Origin of the sequence: Bordetella sp. BOR01 (assembly GCF_019218885.1) — a bacterium.
Lineage (GTDB): Bacteria > Pseudomonadota > Gammaproteobacteria > Burkholderiales > Burkholderiaceae_B > Bordetella_A.
The window spans coordinates 196,632-216,484 of record NZ_JAHUWT010000001.1 but is presented as its reverse complement, the minus strand read 5'-3'; the positions used below and the strand labels follow the sequence as shown (position 1 = coordinate 216,484).

General features: G+C 62.4%; 20 protein-coding genes. 13 read left to right on the top strand and 7 right to left on the bottom strand.

Annotated elements, in window-relative coordinates; genetic code table 11:
- Window positions 1–8: 8 nt before the first annotated feature.
- The 6 genes from KW845_RS01005 (at window position 9) to dbpA (ending at window position 5,407) form a co-directional block, all read left to right on the top strand.
- Complete coding sequence (locus tag KW845_RS01005) at window positions 9–509, top strand: arsenate reductase ArsC (RefSeq protein WP_218367324.1); 501 nt, start codon at window positions 9–11, stop codon at window positions 507–509.
- Window positions 510–513: 4 nt separating this feature from the next.
- Window positions 514–1,593: an ACR3 family arsenite efflux transporter gene (arsB, locus tag KW845_RS01000; protein WP_218367323.1), complete on the top strand. Its 1,080-nt coding sequence runs from the start codon at window positions 514–516 to the stop codon at window positions 1,591–1,593.
- A 3-nt stretch (window positions 1,594–1,596) separates the two neighbouring features.
- Window positions 1,597–2,793 (top strand): MFS transporter, encoded by a 1,197-nt coding sequence (locus tag KW845_RS00995; protein ID WP_218367322.1) that lies wholly within the window; start codon window positions 1,597–1,599, stop codon window positions 2,791–2,793.
- 29 nt (window positions 2,794–2,822) lie between these two features.
- Window positions 2,823–3,245: an arsenate reductase (glutaredoxin) gene (arsC, locus tag KW845_RS00990; RefSeq protein ID WP_218367321.1), complete on the top strand. Its 423-nt coding sequence runs from the start codon at window positions 2,823–2,825 to the stop codon at window positions 3,243–3,245.
- Complete coding sequence (gene arsH / locus KW845_RS00985; protein WP_370628163.1) at window positions 3,238–3,924, top strand: arsenical resistance protein ArsH; 687 nt, start codon at window positions 3,238–3,240, stop codon at window positions 3,922–3,924. Before arsC ends, arsH begins: the two co-directional genes overlap by 8 nt.
- Before the next feature lie 94 nt (window positions 3,925–4,018).
- Window positions 4,019–5,407: an ATP-dependent RNA helicase DbpA gene (dbpA, locus tag KW845_RS00980; protein WP_218367320.1), complete on the top strand. Its 1,389-nt coding sequence runs from the start codon at window positions 4,019–4,021 to the stop codon at window positions 5,405–5,407.
- A 59-nt stretch (window positions 5,408–5,466) separates the two neighbouring features.
- Here the strand turns inward: dbpA and KW845_RS00975 are convergent, their stop codons facing one another.
- Window positions 5,467–6,363 carry a LysR family transcriptional regulator gene (locus KW845_RS00975; RefSeq protein ID WP_218368574.1) on the bottom strand — a complete coding sequence of 299 codons (897 nt, stop codon included), beginning with the start codon at window positions 6,361–6,363 and terminating at the stop codon, window positions 5,467–5,469.
- 151 nt (window positions 6,364–6,514) lie between these two features.
- Here KW845_RS00975 and KW845_RS00970 point away from each other — a divergent pair, with 151 nt between their 5' ends.
- From KW845_RS00970 to dksA, 5 genes are all read left to right on the top strand, one after another.
- A complete protein-coding gene (locus KW845_RS00970) occupies window positions 6,515–7,168 on the top strand; it encodes a hydrolase (protein ID WP_218367319.1) in 654 nt (217 codons plus the stop codon).
- 254 nt (window positions 7,169–7,422) lie between these two features.
- The gene (locus tag KW845_RS00965; RefSeq protein WP_218367318.1) at window positions 7,423–8,076 is read left to right on the top strand and encodes a hypothetical protein; all 654 of its coding nucleotides are present in this window, start codon (window positions 7,423–7,425) and stop codon (window positions 8,074–8,076) included.
- A 147-nt stretch (window positions 8,077–8,223) separates the two neighbouring features.
- On the top strand, window positions 8,224–10,290 hold the full coding sequence (locus KW845_RS00960; protein ID WP_255592291.1) for a prolyl oligopeptidase family protein: 2,067 nt from the start codon (window positions 8,224–8,226) through the stop codon (window positions 10,288–10,290).
- Window positions 10,291–10,361: 71 nt separating this feature from the next.
- A complete protein-coding gene (locus tag KW845_RS00955) occupies window positions 10,362–10,853 on the top strand; it encodes a hypothetical protein (protein WP_218367317.1) in 492 nt (163 codons plus the stop codon).
- A 53-nt stretch (window positions 10,854–10,906) separates the two neighbouring features.
- The gene (gene dksA, locus KW845_RS00950) at window positions 10,907–11,377 is read left to right on the top strand and encodes an RNA polymerase-binding protein DksA (protein WP_218367316.1); all 471 of its coding nucleotides are present in this window, start codon (window positions 10,907–10,909) and stop codon (window positions 11,375–11,377) included.
- 33 nt (window positions 11,378–11,410) lie between these two features.
- Here dksA and KW845_RS00945 read toward each other — a convergent pair whose 3' ends face one another.
- From KW845_RS00945 to KW845_RS00925, 5 genes are all read right to left on the bottom strand, one after another.
- Complete coding sequence (locus KW845_RS00945) at window positions 11,411–12,712, bottom strand: UDP-N-acetylglucosamine 1-carboxyvinyltransferase (protein WP_218368572.1); 1,302 nt, start codon at window positions 12,710–12,712, stop codon at window positions 11,411–11,413.
- Window positions 12,713–12,965: 253 nt separating this feature from the next.
- A complete protein-coding gene (locus KW845_RS00940; RefSeq protein WP_218367315.1) occupies window positions 12,966–13,934 on the bottom strand; it encodes a tripartite tricarboxylate transporter substrate binding protein in 969 nt (322 codons plus the stop codon).
- A gap of 189 nt (window positions 13,935–14,123) precedes the next feature.
- Complete coding sequence (gene hpaI, locus KW845_RS00935; RefSeq protein WP_218367314.1) at window positions 14,124–14,885, bottom strand: 4-hydroxy-2-oxoheptanedioate aldolase; 762 nt, start codon at window positions 14,883–14,885, stop codon at window positions 14,124–14,126.
- A gap of 2 nt (window positions 14,886–14,887) precedes the next feature.
- The gene (locus KW845_RS00930; protein ID WP_218367313.1) at window positions 14,888–15,868 is read right to left on the bottom strand and encodes a tripartite tricarboxylate transporter substrate binding protein; all 981 of its coding nucleotides are present in this window, start codon (window positions 15,866–15,868) and stop codon (window positions 14,888–14,890) included.
- A gap of 17 nt (window positions 15,869–15,885) precedes the next feature.
- Window positions 15,886–16,755: a TauD/TfdA family dioxygenase gene (locus KW845_RS00925; RefSeq protein WP_218367312.1), complete on the bottom strand. Its 870-nt coding sequence runs from the start codon at window positions 16,753–16,755 to the stop codon at window positions 15,886–15,888.
- A 114-nt stretch (window positions 16,756–16,869) separates the two neighbouring features.
- Between KW845_RS00925 and KW845_RS00920 the strand changes: the two genes are divergently transcribed.
- On the top strand, window positions 16,870–17,649 hold the full coding sequence (locus tag KW845_RS00920) for an IclR family transcriptional regulator C-terminal domain-containing protein (RefSeq protein WP_218367311.1): 780 nt from the start codon (window positions 16,870–16,872) through the stop codon (window positions 17,647–17,649).
- 96 nt (window positions 17,650–17,745) lie between these two features.
- Here the strand turns inward: KW845_RS00920 and KW845_RS00915 are convergent, their stop codons facing one another.
- Entirely contained in the window at window positions 17,746–18,180 is a 435-nt protein-coding gene (locus KW845_RS00915) for a nuclear transport factor 2 family protein (protein ID WP_218367310.1), read from the bottom strand.
- A gap of 259 nt (window positions 18,181–18,439) precedes the next feature.
- On the opposite strand from KW845_RS00915, the gene KW845_RS00910 reads away from it, so the two are divergent.
- Window positions 18,440–19,543 (top strand): porin, encoded by a 1,104-nt coding sequence (locus KW845_RS00910; protein ID WP_218367309.1) that lies wholly within the window; start codon window positions 18,440–18,442, stop codon window positions 19,541–19,543.
- Window positions 19,544–19,853 lie beyond the last annotated feature (310 nt).

Here is a 19,853-nt window from a genome sequence, read left to right as displayed (position 1 = left end):
GATCTTCCATGCCGCACTCTCCCTACAACGTGCTGTTCCTCTGCACGGGCAACTCGGCTCGCTCCATCCTCGCCGAGGGCCTGCTCAAAGGCCTGGGTGGCGACCGCTTCCAGGCCTATTCCGCCGGCAGCGCCCCTATGGGCACAGTTCACCCGCTGGCCCTCGCCACGCTCAAGTCGTACTCGCTGCCAAGCGACGGCTACCGAAGCAAGAGCTGGGATGAATTCGCGGCCCCGGGCGCGCCAAGCATGGACTTCATCATTACCGTCTGCGACAACGCCGCCGGTGAAGTTTGCCCTGTATGGCCCGGCCGGCCCATGACGGCGCACTGGGGCGTTCCGGACCCCGCGGCCCATGGCGGTTCTGAAGACGAGCGGGCCCGGGCGTTCCATGGCGCGGCGCGCGTGCTCAAACGCCGCATCGAACTCTTCCTTTCCCTGCCTCTCGAACGCCTGGACGCCATGTCGCTGCAAGCCGAGCTGCGCGGCATCGGCAAGACGCAGGAATAAGCCGATGTCCTCCAGCACGCAAACGGTGCCCGCTGCGCAGGCGCGACCCGCCATTGGCACCTTCGAGCGCTACCTTACGCTGTGGGTGGTCCTGTGCATCGTGCTGGGGGTGGCGCTCGGGCAGTTCATGCCCCTGGTGTTCCAGGCCATCGGACGTGCCGAAGTCGCGCAGGTCAATCTGCCCATCGGGATACTGATCTGGGTGATGATCATCCCGATGCTGCTCAAAGTAGACTTCGCGGCATTGGGCCAGGTCCGGCGGCATTGGCGCGGCATCGGTGTGACGCTGTTCATCAACTGGGCGGTAAAGCCGTTCTCCATGGCTTTCCTGGGCTGGCTGTTCATCCGCCAGGTCTTTGCCCCGTGGCTGCCCGCCGAGCAGTTGGACAGCTATATCGCCGGCCTGATCCTGCTGGCCGCGGCACCCTGCACTGCAATGGTCTTTGTCTGGAGCCGGCTGACTGGCGGCGACCCCGCTTTCACGCTATCCCAGGTTGCGCTCAACGATACGATCATGGTGTTCGCTTTCGCGCCCATCGTCGGCCTGCTGCTGGGCCTGTCGTCCATCAGCGTGCCCTGGGATACGCTGCTCGTGTCCGTAGGGCTGTACATCGTGGTTCCGGTCATACTGGCCCAACTCTGGCGCCGCGCGCTGCTACGCCGCGGGCAGCCCGCCCTCGACGCGGCGTTGGCGCGCATTGGACCCATTTCAATGGGCGCCCTGCTGCTCACGCTGGTGCTGCTATTCGCTTTCCAGGGCGAAGCCATCATCGGCCAGCCGCTCGTGATCGCCATGCTGGCAGTGCCTATCCTGATCCAGGTTTTCTTCAATTCCGGACTCGCCTACTGGCTCAATCGCCGCGTCGGCGAGCAGCACAGCATTGCGTGCCCGTCCGCGCTGATCGGCGCGTCCAATTTCTTTGAGCTCGCCGTCGCGGTCGCGATCAGCCTGTTTGGCGTGCATTCCGGGGCAGCCCTGGCCACGGTAGTGGGTGTGCTGATCGAGGTCCCGGTGATGCTGCTGGTTGTCCGTATCGTCAACCAGAGCAAAGGCTGGTACGACGCCGGCGCCGGGCGGGGCTGATTCGTGGCGGGAACATCGGCCCGGGTAGTAGGCACCCTAGGCACAGCCCAAACGCTGGCCTGGGCCTCCTCGTACTACCTGCCGGCGATGCTGGCAGCCCCGATGGCCAGCGAATTGGGCCTTCCCTCGCCGATGGTCTATGCAGCCTTCTCAGGCGCGCTCGTCGCATCGGCCTTGGTCGGCCCCTGGGCGGGCCAGGCAATCGATCGCCATGGCGGGCGCATCGTGCTGCTCGGCACCAGCCTGCTGTTCTCGCTCGGCTTGGCCATGCTGGGGCTCACCCAGGGGCCCTGGTCGATGGTCATCGCGTGGCTCGTCATCGGCGTGGCAATGGGATCCGGCCTCTATGAGGCCGCGTTCTCCAGCCTGGTCCGCTTGTACGGCCAGAATGCCCGGGGCGCCATCACCGGGATCACACTCATCGCTGGCTTTGCCAGCACTGTCGGGTGGCCCATGTCCGCCTGGATGGAAGCGCAGTTCGGCTGGCGTGGCGCGTGCTTTGGTTGGGCCGCGATGCATTTGCTGATCGGCCTGCCATTGAATGCCCGGCTTCCGGGCACGCCAACAGGTGCCAGGACAGGAATGCCGCCAGTCGACGCTCCCGCCCAAGCCGTCCCGTCTTCCGCCCAAGCGCCGGATCGCCCGCGAACGGCGACCGCGCTTCTTGCTTTCGTCTTCGCCGCGACCTGGTTCATCAGCACGGCGATGGCCACGCACCTGCCACGGATACTGGAGGCCGCGGGGGCCAGCCTTGCCGCCGCGGTCGGAATCGGAGCGCTCATCGGCCCCTCGCAGGTTGCCGGCCGCATGCTCGAGTTCGGCTTGCTGCGTAGCGTCCACCCGCTGTTGTCGGCGCGCCTGGCAGCCCTGGCCCATCCCGCCGGCGTGGCGGTATTGCTGGCGGCAGGCCCCGCACTGGCTCCCGCTTTCGCCATTCTGCATGGCGCGGGCAACGGCATCTTGACCATCGCCAAGGGGACCTTGCCGCTCGCGCTTTTTGGCACCCAAGGCTATGGCGCCCGCCAGGGCTGGCTGATGATGCCGGCACGGGTAGCGCAAGCGTTGTCGCCATTTCTCTTCGGACTGGCACTGGATGCCTGGGGCGCCAATGCCCTGTGGCTATCCGGCGCAATAGGCCTGGCGGCCTTTGGCGCACTGATGCTATTGCGCGCGCCGGCCTCGTCCTTCCGCATTCATTGAATTTCCAATCCTGCATCAAGAGGCATTTCATGAGTTCGATCACGATCTATCACAACCCCGCCTGCGGCACATCGCGCAACGTGCTGGGCCTGATCCGCAACAGCGGCGAGGAACCGGCCGTCATCGAATACCTGAAGACCCCGCCTGACCGGAAGACATTGAAACGCCTGATCGCCGCCATGGGGATACCCGTGCGCGACGTTCTCCGGCAGAAGGGTACGCCCTACGAGGCGCTGGCGCTGTCGGATCCGAAATGGACCGACGAGCAACTGATCGACTTCATGCTTGAACACCCGATCCTCATCAATCGGCCTATCGTCGCCACGCCGATGGGAACGCGCCTGTGTCGGCCGTCGGAGGCCGTCCTGGACATTCTGCCTCGGCCGCAGCGCGGGGCCTTCAACAAGGAAGACGGCGAGCCCGTCACCGATACGGAGGGCCGTCGTGTCTGATTCCATGGCCGACCTGCCCAACGTCGACGCTACGCTGCTTCACAAGCCGGACACCACCAGCCTGTTCTCGCCCAAGCGCGCCAGCCACGCACCGCGCTTCCTGCTGCTGTATGGGTCGCTGCGCGAGCGCTCATACAGCCGCCTGGTCGCAGAGGAAGCGGCCCGCCTGCTTCAGGCCCTGGGTGGCGACACCCGGCTATTCAACCCTTCCGGACTGCCCCTGGTCGATGACGCCACCAGCGAGAACCATCCCAAGGTCCGCGAGCTGCATGAACTGGTTCAATGGTCGGAAGGCATGGTCTGGAGCTCGCCGGAACGTCACGGCGCCATGACCGGCTTGATGAAGACGCAGATCGACTGGATTCCGCTATCAGTCGGCGCCGTACGCCCGACCCAGGGCAAGACGCTCGCGGTAATGCAGGTGTCGGGCGGCTCGCAATCCTTCAATGCCGTAAACCAGATGCGGCTGCTCGGCCGGTGGATGCGCATGTTGACCATCCCGAACCAGTCTTCGGTCGCCAAGGCTTACCAAGAGTTTGACGACACCGGGCGCATGAAGTGTTCGCCCTACTACGACCGGATCGTTGACGTCGTAGAAGAACTGATGAAATTCACCTTGCTGACGCGCGATGCCGCGCCATACTTGGTGGATCGCTACAGCGAGCGCAGGTGTAGGTGAAGCCGGCGTTTGGGCCGCCGAACGTGGCAAAAGGTGCAAAAGCATACACTGTCAGTCAATCCAGCCTTTCGCGGTTTTTGCGATCCACCTCATTGTGACCAACACGCCCTTCTCCTCCCTGCCCCTCTTGCCCGCCTTGCTGGACAACCTGCAAGGCCTGGGTTTCGAACAGATGACGCCCATCCAGGCGCAGAGCCTGCCGCTTATCCTGGAAGGCCGCGACCTGATCGCGCAAGCCAAGACCGGCAGCGGCAAGACCGCGGCGTTCGGCCTGGGCGTGCTGCAGAACCTGGACGTCAACCGCCTGGTCCCGCAAGCGCTGCTGGTCTGCCCTACCCGCGAACTGGCTGACCAGGTGGCCCAAGAGCTGCGCCGGCTGGCCCGCCTGATCCCCAACGTCAAGGTACTGACCCTGTGCGGCGGCGCCGCCGCGCGTCCCCAGGTCGAGTCGCTGGCCCGCGGCGCGCATCTGGTGGTGGGTACGCCCGGCCGCATCCAGGATCACCTGCAGCGCGGCAGCCTGGACCTGTCCGGCCTGAACACGCTGGTGCTGGACGAGGCCGACCGCATGGTGGACATGGGTTTCCACGACGACATCGTCGCCATCGCCTCGCACTGCCCGGCCAAGCGCCAGACCTTGCTGTTCTCGGCCACCTACCCCGACAACATCCGCAAGCTCAGCGCGCGCTTCCTGCGCAACCCGGCCGAAGTGAAGGTAGAAGCCCAGCATGACGCCAGCCGCATCGAACAGATCTTCTACGAAATCGACGAAGGCGAAAGGCTGGACGCCGTGGCCACGCTGCTGGCTCACTTCCGCCCGGCATCCACGCTGGCATTCTGCAACACCAAGATCCGCAGCCACGATCTGGTCGAACGCCTGCGGTCCGAGGGCATCAGCGCCCAGGCGCTCAACGGCGACCTGGAACAACGAGAGCGCGACGAAATCCTGATCCAGTTCGCCAACCAGAGCTGCGCCGTGCTGGTCGCCACCGACGTGGCCGCTCGCGGCCTGGATATCCAGAACCTGGGCGCCGTGATCAATGTGGACGTGACCAAGGACACCGAGGTCCACGTGCACCGCATCGGCCGCAGCGGCCGCGGCGACCAGAAAGGGCTGGCGCTGAGCCTGTGTTCGCCCAATGAAATGCGCTGGGCCAACCTGATCGAGCAATACCAGGGCGCTCCGCTGAAATGGGCCGATCTCAAATCGCTGCGGCCCAAGTCCGACCGCCCCTTGCGCGCGCCCATGGTTACCTTGTGCATACAGGGCGGCAAGAAAGACAAGCTGCGTCCCGGCGACCTGCTGGGGGCCCTGACCGGTGATGGCGGCCTGACTTTCGAGCAGGTCGGCAAGATCAATATCACCGAGTTCAACTCTTATGTGGCGTTGGACCGCCAGATCGCCAAACAGGCGTTTTCACGCGTCTCGAACAGCAATATCAAGGGACGCCGGTTCCGCATGCGCTTTCTGGAAGAGTTCTGACTGGCTGCGAGGCAAAGCCCGCTCGGGCCAGAAGCGGATTTTCATTGCGCCTGCACCACTCAGGCAGCGGTAGCCCGTGCAGGGTGCGCAGACCGGCCGCAATACTCGATCAGCAGTTCAGTAAGGACCCGAATCTTCCGTGCGGGATGCTGGCCTGGCGGCCGGACGACATATGCGCCTGCCGGAGGGGGAGGATAGCGTGTCATGACCGGCACGAGCGTCCCAGAGGCCACATATTCGTGGGTAAGCCAATCGGGCAGATAAGCGATCCCCAGTCCTGCTGCCGCAGCGGCGACTAAAGCCGTGCCGTTGTCGGCCTTGAAGCGCCCCTGCGGACGAACCGTGATGACCTTGTCGCCATCCAAGAGTCTCCAGGCTTCGGTGCCTTGCATAAGGGCCTGATGGGCGACGAGGTCTTCCGGTGTTTCAGGTGACCCGTGCGCCTTGACATAGTCCGGACTCGCGACCAGCTTCCCGTGGATCGGGCCGATGCGTCTTGCGATCAAGTTGGAGTCCTGAAGATAGCCAACCCGTATCGCACAATCGTAGCCCTCCGCGATCAGATCAACGAAGCGATCGCTGTAGCAGGTCTGGATATGAAGCTGGGGGTGGCGTCGTGCCATTTCCGCCAGCGCCGGAGCGAAGTGAGTCGGGCCGAAAGTAAGCGGCGCGGCAACTCGCAAGCGGCCGCGCAGGTCGCCGGCCGGCAGGATCGTTTCCCTGGCCACGTCGATCTCGGCGCAGACTCTGGCCGCATAGTTCCGGAACGTGGCCCCGGCCTCTGTGAGAGCAGCCCCGCGGGTGGATCGCGCAAGCAGCTGGACACCAAGTTCCGCTTCAAGCCGGGCGAGCCGACGGCTGACGATCGATTTGGACACGCCCAGCCGCAGCGCAGCAGGCGAAACTCCCCCGGCATCAGCCACCTCCACGAATGTCCGTAGCTCTTCTAAGTCCAATTCAGTGTTCCCCATTCTGCGACACAGCTCGCCGCAAAATGGTACTACCGCATCGAATACGGGAACAGCAGAATATGGCTTCCCGGCAACCTCGCCGCTGGCGCGTGCCCCCCGGAAGCCTATCCCGCTCACCACTGCAAAGGATGCACTAATGACTTTTCGTAACGGCCTTGCTTCGCTTCTTCGTCCGGAAGACTCGGTACTCGTTCTGATCGACCACCAGCCTTACCAACTCGCGAACGTGAACAGCCACGAACCGCAGATGGTGATCAACAATACGGCGGGCCTGGCAAAGGCCGCCAAGGCCTTCGGCGTCCCTACCATCCTGACGACGGTGATCGCTGACCGGGGCGGACTGCTGTTCCCCCAGATCACCGATGTGTTTCCCGGCCAAGAGGTGATCGACCGTACGTTCATCAACACCTGGCAGGACCAGAAGGTGGTGGACGCGGTCAAGGCGACAGGCCGCAAGCAGCTGATCATCGCTGGCCTGTGGACCGAGGTGTGCGTCGCGATGCCGACAATCCAGGCCCTCGGCGAAGGCTGGGACGTTACCGTGGTCACCGACGCGTCGGGCGCTGTTTCGGTCGAGGCCCATCAGGTCGCCATCCAGCGCATGATCGCGGCCGGCGCGAACATGATGACCTGGCTGGCGGTGGCGTCCGAATGGCAGCGCGACTGGGCTCGGACCGATCAAGCCATCGCACTGACGGAAGTGGTCACGCAGCACGCCGGCGGTAGCGGCATCGCGTTCCTGTGGGAACAGCAGCTGCTCAACACGCCTGTGCCTGGCAACGCGGGCTGATCTGAGCCGGGATGAAGAGATTATTGAGCGACGCCTGGCGAAAAGGCCGATTGCTCGGCTAGCCTCGCCATCCCTCTCTATTTTGGCCTTTGGCAAGATCGAACGTTCAGCAACTGCGGCCATGATCCGTAGCGTGCATGTGGGTGCCCGCTACGGCCCGCAAGCGGCTGGTTCTGCAGGCCGGCAGCAGTCGTTCTCTTGTATAGTCGATTGCTTGGATCAATTGCCTATGCCAGAGGAATCCAGGGAAAATCATGGGATATTTCAAGCTGACCTACCAGGATCATCCGATTGAAGTTCCCGCCATAGAGCCCAGCCTCACACTGCGAGCGACCAGCGGATCCTGGCCAGGCCAGGCCCTGGACGAGTTCGCTACCTTGAACTTGCGAGCGACATCGCCAAGGTTTTTCTTCGATCCGAACAATGATCCAGAAGATGACGCATCCCAATGGCTGGATCCCTACCTTGAGACGCAATGGCTGAAAATTCCCCTCAAGCGCTTCCACGAGCGTGATTATCGCAGCCTTGAAAAAATCCATATCGACTTCAAGGGCGAAGGCACGCCGAACTCGTTGACCGGGGACGATTGGTGGGAATCCCCCGGGTTGATCGCGACCTACAGCGACGAGTTGTTCACCAAAGCCGAAATCTCCTTCCGCTACGATGGCGATGGCCTATTCCGGGCTCGACTTGCGGGCGAGTCGCTATTCGACACGAAATTCGATATTGGCTTCAGCGCGCCGCTTACTGTCGAGCTTATTGCCTACCGGAACAGCGCGACCGCTAAAGAACTCTTGAACTGGTTCGACGGTTATCTGCGAGAAAGCGACTTTGCCTTTACACAACGGCAACTGGGCGTAGACATCTATGTCAATGGAATAGCAAGGGACGCCCTTGCAGCCAGGTAGTCGATGGCCGCAAGTTCACGCTTGCCAAGGTCATCGACCAGTTGGCCAAGGCCATCAGAACGGCAAGCACGCTGCCGATCTGCGATCCCATCGAGCTGCAAGGCCGGCCTTTGGCAGTTGCACGGCCCCGACTTTGGAATTTTCCCCATGAAGCAACAAATCGCCTATCCGGAAACCCGGCGTGTCGGCAAGGTGGAAACGCATTTTGGCCAGGCTGTGCACGACCCCTACCGCTGGCTCGAAAACGACGCTCGCAGCGATGCCGAGGTTGTCGCCTGGGTCCAGGCCCAGAACAGGCTGACCCAGGACTATCTGGGTACCCTGCCCGGCCGCAACGTGTTCAGGAAAAGACTGAGTGCGCTGTTCGATCACGAGCAAGTGACCGTACCGCACGAACGCGGCGGCCGCTATTTCTATATGCGGCATTCCGGCCTGCAGGACCAGGCAATGCTGGTCATGCGCGACGGTGTCCACGGGTCGGCGCGCGTGCTGATCGACCCCAACGGCTGGGCAAAGGATGGCACGACCGCGCTGGCCGAATGGGCGGCGTCGGATGACGGCTCGCATGTCGCCTATGCGGTGCAACAGTCAGGCTCCGACTGGCGCACGATCAAGGTGTTGGTCGTGGACTCGAACGAGATGCTGCAGGACCAGGTCGAATGGGCGCGCTTCACCAGCATCGCCTGGGCAAGGAACGGCGCGGGTTTCTTCTATTCCCGCTACCCTGCTGCGGAACCAGGTGCCTCGTCCCTGGCCGGCGTGGCAAACCACGCGGTCTACTATCACGCGCTGGGCACTGCACAATCGCAAGACCGGCTGGTGTACGCAACGCCGGACCAGCCAAACCTGCTGCACCTGGCCGACGTCACCGAAGACGGCCGCTATGCCGTCATCACGTCCACGCCAGGGCCCGGCGCCAATGCACTGGCCATCATCGATCTCGCCACCGCCGACTGGCAGCCCCGCAAGCTGGTCGAGAATGTCGATACCGAATGGCTGGTCTTCGGCAATGTGGCCACCCAGTTGTACGCCCTGGCCAGCCTGGGCGCGGAACGCAAGAAAATCGTGACGCTGGACCTTGCCGATGCCGCGCCTGCATTTAAAGATATAGTGCCCCAGCAAGAAGCTGTACTGACCAACGCCTGGCTGCTGGGCGGGCAGTTGATTGCGTCGTACCTGGTCGATGCGAAAACCGAAATCCGCCGCTACCGTCTCGACGGTACGCCCGCCGGCAAGGTGCGGCTACCCGGCATAGGCAGCGCCGGCGGTTTCCAGGGCCGTCAGCAAAGCGCCGAGGCCTTCTTCGTCTTCACCAGCTTCAACGCCCCCACCACGGTCTACCGCCATGACCTGACGGACAACACAAGCACGGTGTGGGCCGCGCCGGACGCGGGCTTCGACGTCGACCGCATTGCGGTCGAGCAGCGCTTCTACACATCGAAGGATGGCACGCGCATTCCGATGTTCATCGTCCGGCGTACGGACAGCACCGGGCCGGCACCCACCCTGCTCTACGCCTATGGCGGGTTCGGGATCAGCATGATCCCCTACTATTCGCCGCCGCAGCTGGCCTGGGTGGAGCAAGGAGGAACACTGGCCATCGCCAACATCCGCGGCGGCGGCGAGTACGGCAAGGCATGGCATGACGCGGGGCGCCTGGAGAACAAGCAGAATGCCTTCGACGACTTCATCGCGGCCGGCGAATATCTGAAGGCGGAAGGCATCGCATCGCCCGACGGGCTGGCGATCCAGGGCGAATCCAATGGCGGCCTGCTGATAGGCGCCGTCGTCAATCAACGGCCGGATCTGTTTGCCGCCGCCTTGCCGGGCGTGGGCGTGATGGACATGCTGCGCTACCGCCGGTTCACGGGCGGGCAACTATGGGTGACGGATTACGGCGATCCAGAGCAAGAGGCGTATTTCCACCGCCTGCATGCCTATTCGCCCTATCACAATATCAGCCCGGGCAAGAATTATCCGGCCATCCTGGCCACGACCGCCGATACCGACGACCGCGTGGTTCCTGGCCATACCTTCAAGTACATTGCCGCCGTCCAGGCAGCCGATATCGGCGACAAGTGGCATCTGGTCCGCATCGAGACCCGGGCCGGCCACGGCGCGGGCAAGCCCATGGCCAAGGTCATTGAAGAAGTCGCCGACACGTGGGCCTTCGCGGCGTACTGGACAGGGCTCGAGGTGCGTCCCCAAGCCTGACCGCAGTGGCTGAATGCGAACGGAAACATACAAACATCGTTATTTCCGCACTATAGGCGTATGCTCATTGGATGCGTGCATGTGGCGATGCATATTCTCGGGCAGGCTACATCAAGGCGGAAATTGTTATGAAGGTCCTGGAGCGCTTCCTCGCGCGCTTGCTGAATGTCGTGGTACAGCTGTTGCCGCGCGCCAAGCAGGCCGGGCAACACGATGTCCGGGCGTCGCCTTCCCAGCCGCACCGCCGGAACGCCTTGCAGTCGCAGTGGCGCATCTACCGCCTGTATGCAATCGATTCAAGGCTGCTGTTGCGCGGAGAAACAGGCCGCATCATCAGCATAGGCAGCTATGCCGGTGCCGATGCTTTACTGACGTATACGCTGGGTACGGGCGCCGACAACGGCCCCTGGCCCTCGTTGCCAGCACTGCTGGCCGATGCTTCCAAACAACTGATTGCGTCCAAACTTGAACGGTCCCTGGCGCAACCTGCAGAACATGTTGCTGCATCCACCGACCTGGATCGCAGTCCTCATTTAGACATATCGCTGTTCCTGCGCCAGTAAATCGAAATCGCTGTGGCCAGTGGACATGCGACAACCCGATAAAAGGGGGTCTCATGAAAATTCCATCCGCTGAACTTGCCAGCGCCCTGGCGACAGCCGCCGATCTGCCCTTGACACAGGCTGCGCTGCTGAAAGCCCCCAAGAGCGACTACATGTCCGAGCGGCAACTGCAGTTTTTCCGCGCACGCCTGATCCTGGCTCGTGCGGAACTGCTGGTGTCGGCCTATGACATGCAAAGCCGGCTGAAAGACGACGAAGCCCACGCCGACCCCGCCGACATGGCGTCCATCGAGGAAGAGCACTCGCTGGAACTGCGGCTGCGCGACCGGGAATTCAAGCAATTGCGCAAGATCGACCTGGCGCTGGAACGCATTCGCGACGGATCTTACGGCTGGTGCCGCGACACTGGCGAACCGATAGGCTTGCGCCGGCTGCTGGCCCGCCCTACCGCCGAACTGTGCATCGAGGCCCAGGAACGCCACGAACGGGTCGAATCCGGAATGGCGGAACCCCGGCGGGCCTGACCGGGCCGCGGCGGTATCGATCGCCTGGAGCGATTATTCGCCGCTGGTCCACTCCACGTTCGCGCCCACCGAACACAGGTTTTCCACAAAACCGGGGTGCGCGCGCCGGATAGGCAGCGCGTTGGCGATCTCTGAGCGGCCCTTGACGCTTGCGGCCACCATCAGCAGTGCTATGGCCACGCGAATAATGTATGGGCTCTCGACTTTGGCGGGGCTTAGCGGCAGGCCGCCGAAAGTCACCAGGCGATGCGGGTCGGACAAGAATACGTGCGCACCGAACTTGGACAATTCGACGGACCAGCCCATGGCCCCGTCGTAGACCTTGTTCCAGAACATCGCGCTGCCTTCTGCCTTGACACCCAGCGCGATGAAAATGGGTAGCAAATCCACCGGCAGATAGGGCCACGGCGCCGCTTCCACCTTGGTAAGAATATTCTGGGTGAAGGGCTTGCGCACCCGCAAGGGGCCATCCAGGATGGTCCGCGACCAGCCATCGCGATGCACCACTTCCACGCCGAACTTGGCGAAGGTACGGTCGATAAGCGGGAACTGTTCTGGCGCGCTGTTCTTGACCACGATATCGCCCCCGGTGATGGCACCCAGCGCAAGAAAGGTAGCAATCTCGTGGAAATCTTCGCTGAAGCGGAATTCGCCGCCGCCGAGCTTGCGGCCTTTTTCTATTCTCAGGCGCGACGTGCCGATACCGCCGATCTCTACGCCCAGCATTGCCAGGAAACGGCAGAATTCCTGCACATGGGGTTCCGATGCGGCATTGACCAAGGTCGATGCACCGTCGGCGGACGCCGCGCACAGCACGAAGTTTTCGGTGGTGGTAACCGATGCGTAGTCCAGCCAATGGTCATTGGCGACCATAGTCGAGCCCGTGCGCACGATCAGCGACCCGGCGGTGCGTTCCACGCAGGCGCCGAAGCGCTCGAATACCTCGACGTGCGGATCGATTTCGCGCACGCCCAGGGTGCAGCCTTTGACATCGTTCTCCAGGCGCGCAACGCCAAACCGGGCCAACAGCGGCGGCACCAACATGATCGAAGAACGCATCTCTTCGGGCAGCTTGTGCTCGGCGGGATCAAACTGCGTGGCCCGATGATGCACGTCGAGGATGCCGGTGGCAAAGTCCACTCTCACGTCGCTGCCCAGCGTGCGAAAGATCTGAAGAATCTTCTTGACGTCGGTAATCTCGGGCACGCCGACCAGGCGTAGCGGCTGGTCGGTAAGCAGCGTGGCGCACAAGATGGGAAGAACGGCATTCTTGTTGGCGGATGGCACGATCTGGCCGCGTAACGGAAGACCGCCATGTACGATCAAATTCGACATATTCGGAGCAGGCATGAAAATTAACGCCGCTATCATGCCATGGGACGGCATTCCAGCGGAAATACGTGCATTTCCCGCCATCGGCCAGACGAGTTTTCAAGCATGGAGACGGATCGGCATTCGGCCTGGATGCGGGGATGCGGGGGGCGGAGCAAGAAAAGCGGTCGCATCAAACCACCACCCTGATTCCAGCGCGGTAACTGCCATTCACGTCGTCTCGGTTCGTTCGGGGATCACGCGCGGGCGGTAACGCTCAATCGGGCTGCATGTGCGCGGCCTTCACGACTTTGCCAAGGCGCGCCCGCTCGTCCTGCGTGAACTGGGTAAATTCGGCGCGGGTCATGGTGCCCGGCACGATGCTGCTGGCGTTGAGTGTATCCAGCACTTCCCTGGATTGCGAGGCCTTGCGAACCGCGGCGTTCACCTTGTCGAGAATCTCCGGCGGCGTGCCGGCGCGGGCGTACAGGCCTTCCCAGTGTCCAATGCGGATATTGGGAAAACCCAGTTCGGCGGTGGTCTTGATATCGGGTGCAGAGGGCATCTTGTCCCATGTGGTGGCCAGGGCCTTGAGTTTGCCGGACTGGATCAGCGGCAGCGTTACCATGCTGGCCTCCGAGGTCATGTCAGTCTGGCCGCCCATCACGGCGGTGACGCCTTCGGAACCACTCTTGTACGGTATCGATTGCACATTGATGCCCGATTCCAGTTTCACCATGGCGCTCACGAAATCGGGCGTGCTGCCCATGCCTGCGGTGGAAAACGTGACGGGCCTGTCAGCGTGCTGCCTGGCCCGCGCGACGAAGTCCTTCAGATCGGTGGCAGGATTGGACGGATGGGTGACGATGATCGAGGGCACGATGGACAGCAGCGCCACGGGCTCGATGTCTTCGTCTTTGTAGGGTTGGTCGGAGCGAATCAGGCTATTGGTGACCGTGCCATTGGACGCGGCCAGGAAGGTATAGCCATCGGGCAGTGTGCGTGCCACGTGGGCCGCGCCCACGATGCCGCCCGCGCCGGCACGGTTCTCGACGATCACATCGGCATCGAGATCGCGGGCGATCTGCTTTGCGTACAGCCGGGCGACCAGGTCATTGGCCCCACCGGGCGAGAACGGCACGACGATGGTGATGGGTTTGGCGGGCCAGGTGTCCGCAGCGCTCGCGCTGGCGGAACACAAGGCGGCCGCCGACAGCGCGAACGCGCCCAGGAATCTTCCTTGCATGGCGTCTCTCCTTGGTGTGCCGGGCGGGATTGCGGCGCGGGGTCGGCGCGGTTCCCAGCCCGGGCGGTAGCGAGATACACCACATACTAAGCCGCCCGCCAGTCTCGTGCCTGCGAGGCTGACATCGAGTTGAAAGACCGGCACCGCACCCATGGTTCACCGATGCGGTACAGCTGGCCGCCTCCACGATTATTTGAACTGCTTCGCAAGCTCCCGAGCCCCATCGGTAAGAATGGCGATATCGCCACCCACCGCCACGAAGCAGACTCCCATCCCGACATAGCGATGCGAATCTTCAGTGTTCAGGCTGAGAATTCCCGACGGCTTGCCCGCTGCGGCGATGCGCTTGATCGCACCGGCGATGGCAGCCTGCACTTCAGGATGGCCGGGCTGGCCAATCAGGCCCATCGACGCTGAAAGATCGGAGGGCCCGATGAACACGCCATCGACACCGTCGACGGCCGCGATCTCAACAAGGTTTTCCAGCCCGAGGCGAGACTCGATCTGTACCAGCAGGCAGATACGATCGTTCGCTTTCTTGATGTAGTCAGGTTGAGCGCCGAATTGCGATACGCGGGCCAGGCGGGAACCCACTCCCCGTACACCGTGCGGCGGATAGCGCACCGCCTGCACGAGTTGGCGCGCCTGTTCTGCAGTATCTACCATGGGCACCAGCAGGCTGGTGGCCCCCAGGTCGAGCAATTGCTTGATCAGCCACGTCTCGCCCACTGGCGGGCGCACCACCGCATGGGTGGGGTAGGAAGCAATGGCCTGCAGCTGGCCAAGAATTGAGTTCAGGTCATTGGGCGAGTGCTCGCCGTCGATCAGCACCCAGTCGAAGCCACAGCTTGCGCACATTTCCGCGCAGTAGGGGTTCGCCATCGACAGCCAGAGTCCGATTTGGCGCTGGCCTGACTGAAGCGCCTGCTTGAAGGGGTTGTCAGTTTCCATGGTCAATCCAGTTTCACGCCGGTAAGGTCGACCAGGTGTTTCCACTTGATGATCTCTGCTTTCTGGAATTCCTTGAACTCGCTCGGCGTCACGTTGGTGAGTTCCAGCCCGACTTCCTTGGCCATCGCTTTCATTTCAGGGCCTTGGATGTAGGCATTGATGGTCTTGTTCAGCTGTGCAACCACCTCGGGCGGCGTGTTCTTGGGCGCGAAAACGGCGTACCACGTCACCAGCCCCCGATCATCGAATCCGTATTCACTCGTGGCGGGGGTATCGGGGGCGAAGCCTGCCCGCTTCTTGTCGCTGACCGCTACCAGGTTCACGCGGTCTGCCTTGATCTGGGTGAGCGACGGCCCCGCGTCCTCGAAGGCATACGAGACCCGGCCGCTGATCAGGTCCGTCATCAGGCTGCTTACGTCCTTGTACAGAACCGTCTCTACCTGGATGTCCTGGCTTTTCTTCAGCAGTTCCACGAACACGCGCGACGTGGTGTTGCTGGAACCGAAGTTGATTTTTCCGGGGTTCGCCTTGGCCTCGGCCACGATTTCACTGAAGCTATGGGCCTTGGCCTCTTTGCTGGCAAGCACCACCATCGGCCGCTTTGCCACGATCGAGACAGGTTCGAAATCGGCTTGCGGATCGTAGGCCAGCTTGTTGTACAAGCTGGCATTTGCCGCCATGGGGCCACTGGTGGCCACCAGCAGCGTGTAGCCATCCGGTTCGCTATTGGCCACGAAAGAAGCGCCGATAATGCCCCCGGCACCGGGCTTGTTTGCCACGGCGGCGGGCTGGCCCAGCTTCTCGGCAAGCCCCTGGGCCACCATGCGCGCGATGGCATCGGTACCCGAACCTGCGCCAAATGGCACAACGACAGTAATGGGCCGGTCCGGATATGCAGCAAGCGCCGCGGAGCCCGCGAGCGAGGTGCCGGCCAGAATGCCCAATCCAAACAAGACCTGCTTGGCCAGGTGTATTGTTTTCATGTTTGTCTCTCTCTTGTTTATTGTGCAGGAACGGTGGGGCCGATATCCTGGACGGTGGCCCGGCGCATCGCTCGCCTGTACGCCTGGTTGTAGTTCGTGCCGCGATGCATGGTGCAGCGGTTATCCCAGATAACCAGGTCGTTCAGGCGCCATCGATGCCGATACACGAACTGCGGCTGCGTGGAAAACGTCATCAACCTGTCGAGCAGCACGCGGCTTTCCTGCTCGCTCATTCCTTCTATGCCCTTGATATGGGAAGCCAGGTACAACGACCTGCGACTGTTGTGGGCGTTATTGCGCACCAGCACCTGCTTCACAGGCGGCTGGCGCTCTTTCCACTCTTGCGGAATCGAGTAATCCTCCAGGCCCAGCAGGCTGCGGGAATGGAAATAATCATGGATGGCGACCAGATCCCTGATCTGCTCTTGCGTGGCTGGGTCCAGCTTGTCCCAGGCCGCACGCATATCGGCGAATTCGGTCGCTCCCCCAACCGGCGACACTTCCTGGGCACTCAACAGGGATGCACTGGCCGGTGTTTTCTTGAATGAACTGTCGGTATGCCAAAGTTGATTGCTCAGCAGCACCAGCCGGCGGATGTCCGCCTCGCCGATCAACTTGCCTTGCTCGTCCAGGTTCGAGATATCGGACAGCTGGGCGTGCCCAAGCCGCCGCGGTTTCTTGTCGTTCGCGATGTACGAGCCAATGGATGTCTCCAGCGGGCCGTAGATTTGCGCGACCTGCAGTTGCTGCGCTTCATCCAAAGGCTGATCCGGGATGATCAACACTGCGTATTTGTTCAAGGCGTCCCGCAGGCCTTGCGCCAACTCGGGCGACAGCGGTTTACGCAGATCGATGCCGGCGACCTCTGCCACGAAATCGGCAGCCACCGGTGTGATGTCAAGCATTAGGGAATCTCCTTAGACTGTCTTTTGCCGGAATCGCTATAATTTCGACTATCGAAAAATAATTCGTCTATAGAAATAATCATAAAGGATCGTTCTATGACCCAGCATCAGGGATTACCCAAAGGCAGTGATTTGTTTGTCGAGGCCTTCGCGCGTGGCTTGGCCGTGATTCGCGCGTTTGGGCCATCCAGCAGGGAACTGACCCTTTCCGAAGTGGCAGAACGCGCGGGCGTAACACCGGCAGGAGCGCGGCGCCTGCTGCACACCCTGGTCACGCTGGGCTATGCGCGCATCGACGGGCGCACGTTCTCATTGACCCCAGCCGTGCTGGACATCGGGTATTCCTACCTGAACTCGTTGTCGCTGCGCGAAGTGGCCTTGCCCTACCTGGAGCAATTCGCGCGCGAACACGGCGAAATCTGCTCTTTATCTGTGCTGGACAAGAACGACATCATCTATGTGGCGCGCGCCGAGATCCGCAGCCCATCGGCCCGGCGGCTTATCACCGGCGAACGCCTTCCCGCGCACGCCACATCCACGGGCCATGTCCTGCTGGCGCAGCTGGCGCCGCAAGAACTGGATGGCTTTCTTGCGCAAGTGCCGTTTGAGCGGCTGACGCCGCACACACTGGTAGACGCCCAGCCGCTGCGGGCAGCAATTCAGGCGGCGCAAGCCCAGGGCTATGCGCTGGCCAGCCAGCATTACGAATTGGGTGTCTGCGCGCTGGCAGTGCCCGTGCACAATCGCCAGGGCCAGCTGGTGGCGGCACTGACCACCAGCCTCAACCAGGCCAAGCATCCCGTGGACGGAGTGGTACCCAGCTTCCTGCCCAGCCTGCAGCATCTGGCCAGGGAGATCAGCCAGGGCTTGACCTGAACCTGGCAGCAGTGAACGCAAGCCGCGGCTTCCGGATCTGCAGCGTCTCGGCGCGCCAAGGCGGTGTTCCCGCCGGGCATGGATCTTGGGAAACGATCACGTGATGCCGTGCTTTTTCAGTTCCGCATCCTCGTCGCCCGTGATCCAGCCAAACACTTTGCCTTTGTCGTTCTCGATCCGGACCAGATACACGTTGGTGAACGTTATCATCTTCTGCGCGCCTTCGATGTCGTAAATGGCGCGCCATTCCACATGTGCCAGGCCATGAAGCGGGTCAATCGGCACCACGCGCAGATGACGAAGCTGCATCTGCTTCGTGCCCATCTTGCGGTAACGCACGAAGCCATCGGTCATGGCCTTCTTGAGTTGATCGTCGTTGTTGCCCGACACGATGCCGGCCGGCGATGCCGCAATGAACGTGTCCGTGTAGAGATCGGCAATGGCGTCAAGGTCGGGCTCGGCCGTCAATGCATCGTTGAAGCTACGCTCGTACCGGTCAAATAACGCTTGCACCGCTTGCTGCATTTGCATGGCTCGTGCCCCTGTGGGTAGCGATAGGCAGCGAATATGGCTTGGTTCCTGCATGATATCCCGGGCCACGCCCTCATCCAATACCCGGTTTTCATGACATCCCATGCAGTGTCCCCTGCCATCGGATGGAAGGTGTTTTTCCACCACACCGTAATAATCCCGATCGACTCCGTCTCCTAGACTGCGCCCATACCGACGTCTGCGGCACGGATCTCTAACGCCGCAACGACGGTGTCGTTCGTAAACACAGGAGCATTACATGAAGAAGACTCTGCTCGCTGCCGCGCTGGCAACGGGTTTCGTTGGTGCTGCGCAAGCGGCCAGCACCAGCGTCACGCTGTACGGCTTGATCGATACGGGTATTGGCTATGAACAGGTCAAGGGCCCCAATGGCTTCAAGGAAAGCCGCATAGGCGGCACGACCGGCGTCAGCGGCGGGTCGCGCTGGGGCCTGAAGGGCACTGAAGATCTGGGCGATGGCCTGAAGGCGATCTTCACGCTGGAATCCGGTTTCGACAGCCAGAATGGCACCTCGTCGCAAAGCGGCCGCCTGTTCGGCCGCCAGGCCACCGTGGGCCTGGCCAGCGATTCCTGGGGCAAGCTGGAATTCGGCCGCCAGACCAATATGGCGTCGAAGTACATCGGCGGCATCAGCCCATTCGGCACCGACTACGGTATTGCCGGCATCGGCAGCGCCTTCGGCTCGGCCAAGTCGCTGCGCCTGGACAACATGGTGATGTACCAGTCGCCCAACCTGTCCGGCTTCAGCTTCGGCATCGGCTATTCGTTCAATGCCGACGACGAAAAGGAAAGCAACTTCGCCACCGGCGACAACAACCGTGTCATCACGTTCGGCGCGCAGTACAGCAACGGCCCGTTGACCGTGGCCGCCACGTACGACCGCCTGAACCCCACCAACACCGTTTCCGATGCGCAGGACACCAGCCTGCAGGAATACATCATCGGCGCCGAGTACGATTTCGAAGTCCTGGCCGTGCACGGCGCATGGGGCCAGACCTACGACGGCTGGTTCTCGGGCATCAGCATGGGCACCAGCCCGGACAACTTCAATTCGCTGGGCAGCCTGCGTGTGGTGGACGGCGCGCGCGTGAACTCGATGATGCTGGGCGTGACCGTGCCGCTGGGCGCCACCAAGGTGTTCGGCGCCTGGCAGCGCGCCGATCCGAAGAACAGCAAGCTCACCGGCGACGACGAAGCGTTCGACGTCTTCGCCCTGGGAATGACGTATGACCTGAGCAAGCGCACCAACCTGTATGCCTACGGGGCCTACGGCAACAACTTCGCTTTCCAGGAAGACGTGAAGAACACGGCCGTGGCCGTGGGTATTCGCCACCGGTTCTGATCGACGGAAAAGGCCGGCCGCCCTGGGACTCGGCGGCCTGGCCGGCCCGGTTGCGGGTGTCCTGTCCGATCACGCGGCTTCCCCTCCGTTGTCCGCGAGTGACGTATCCCCAAGCCCGCCCGGGCTATCCGGCGTTCCGAAGGGTCGGGCCTCCCCCATGGGGAGGCCCACTCATTTGGCGGTGCGCGAAGCCGCACGGCATCTGGTCTGGGTTGCCTAAGCCACGCGCAAGCGGTTCTATGGCGATGGTAAGGTTCCATATACGCCAGCTGGCGCAGCGCCGAATTCCGATCAATAACGTCTCGAGTTG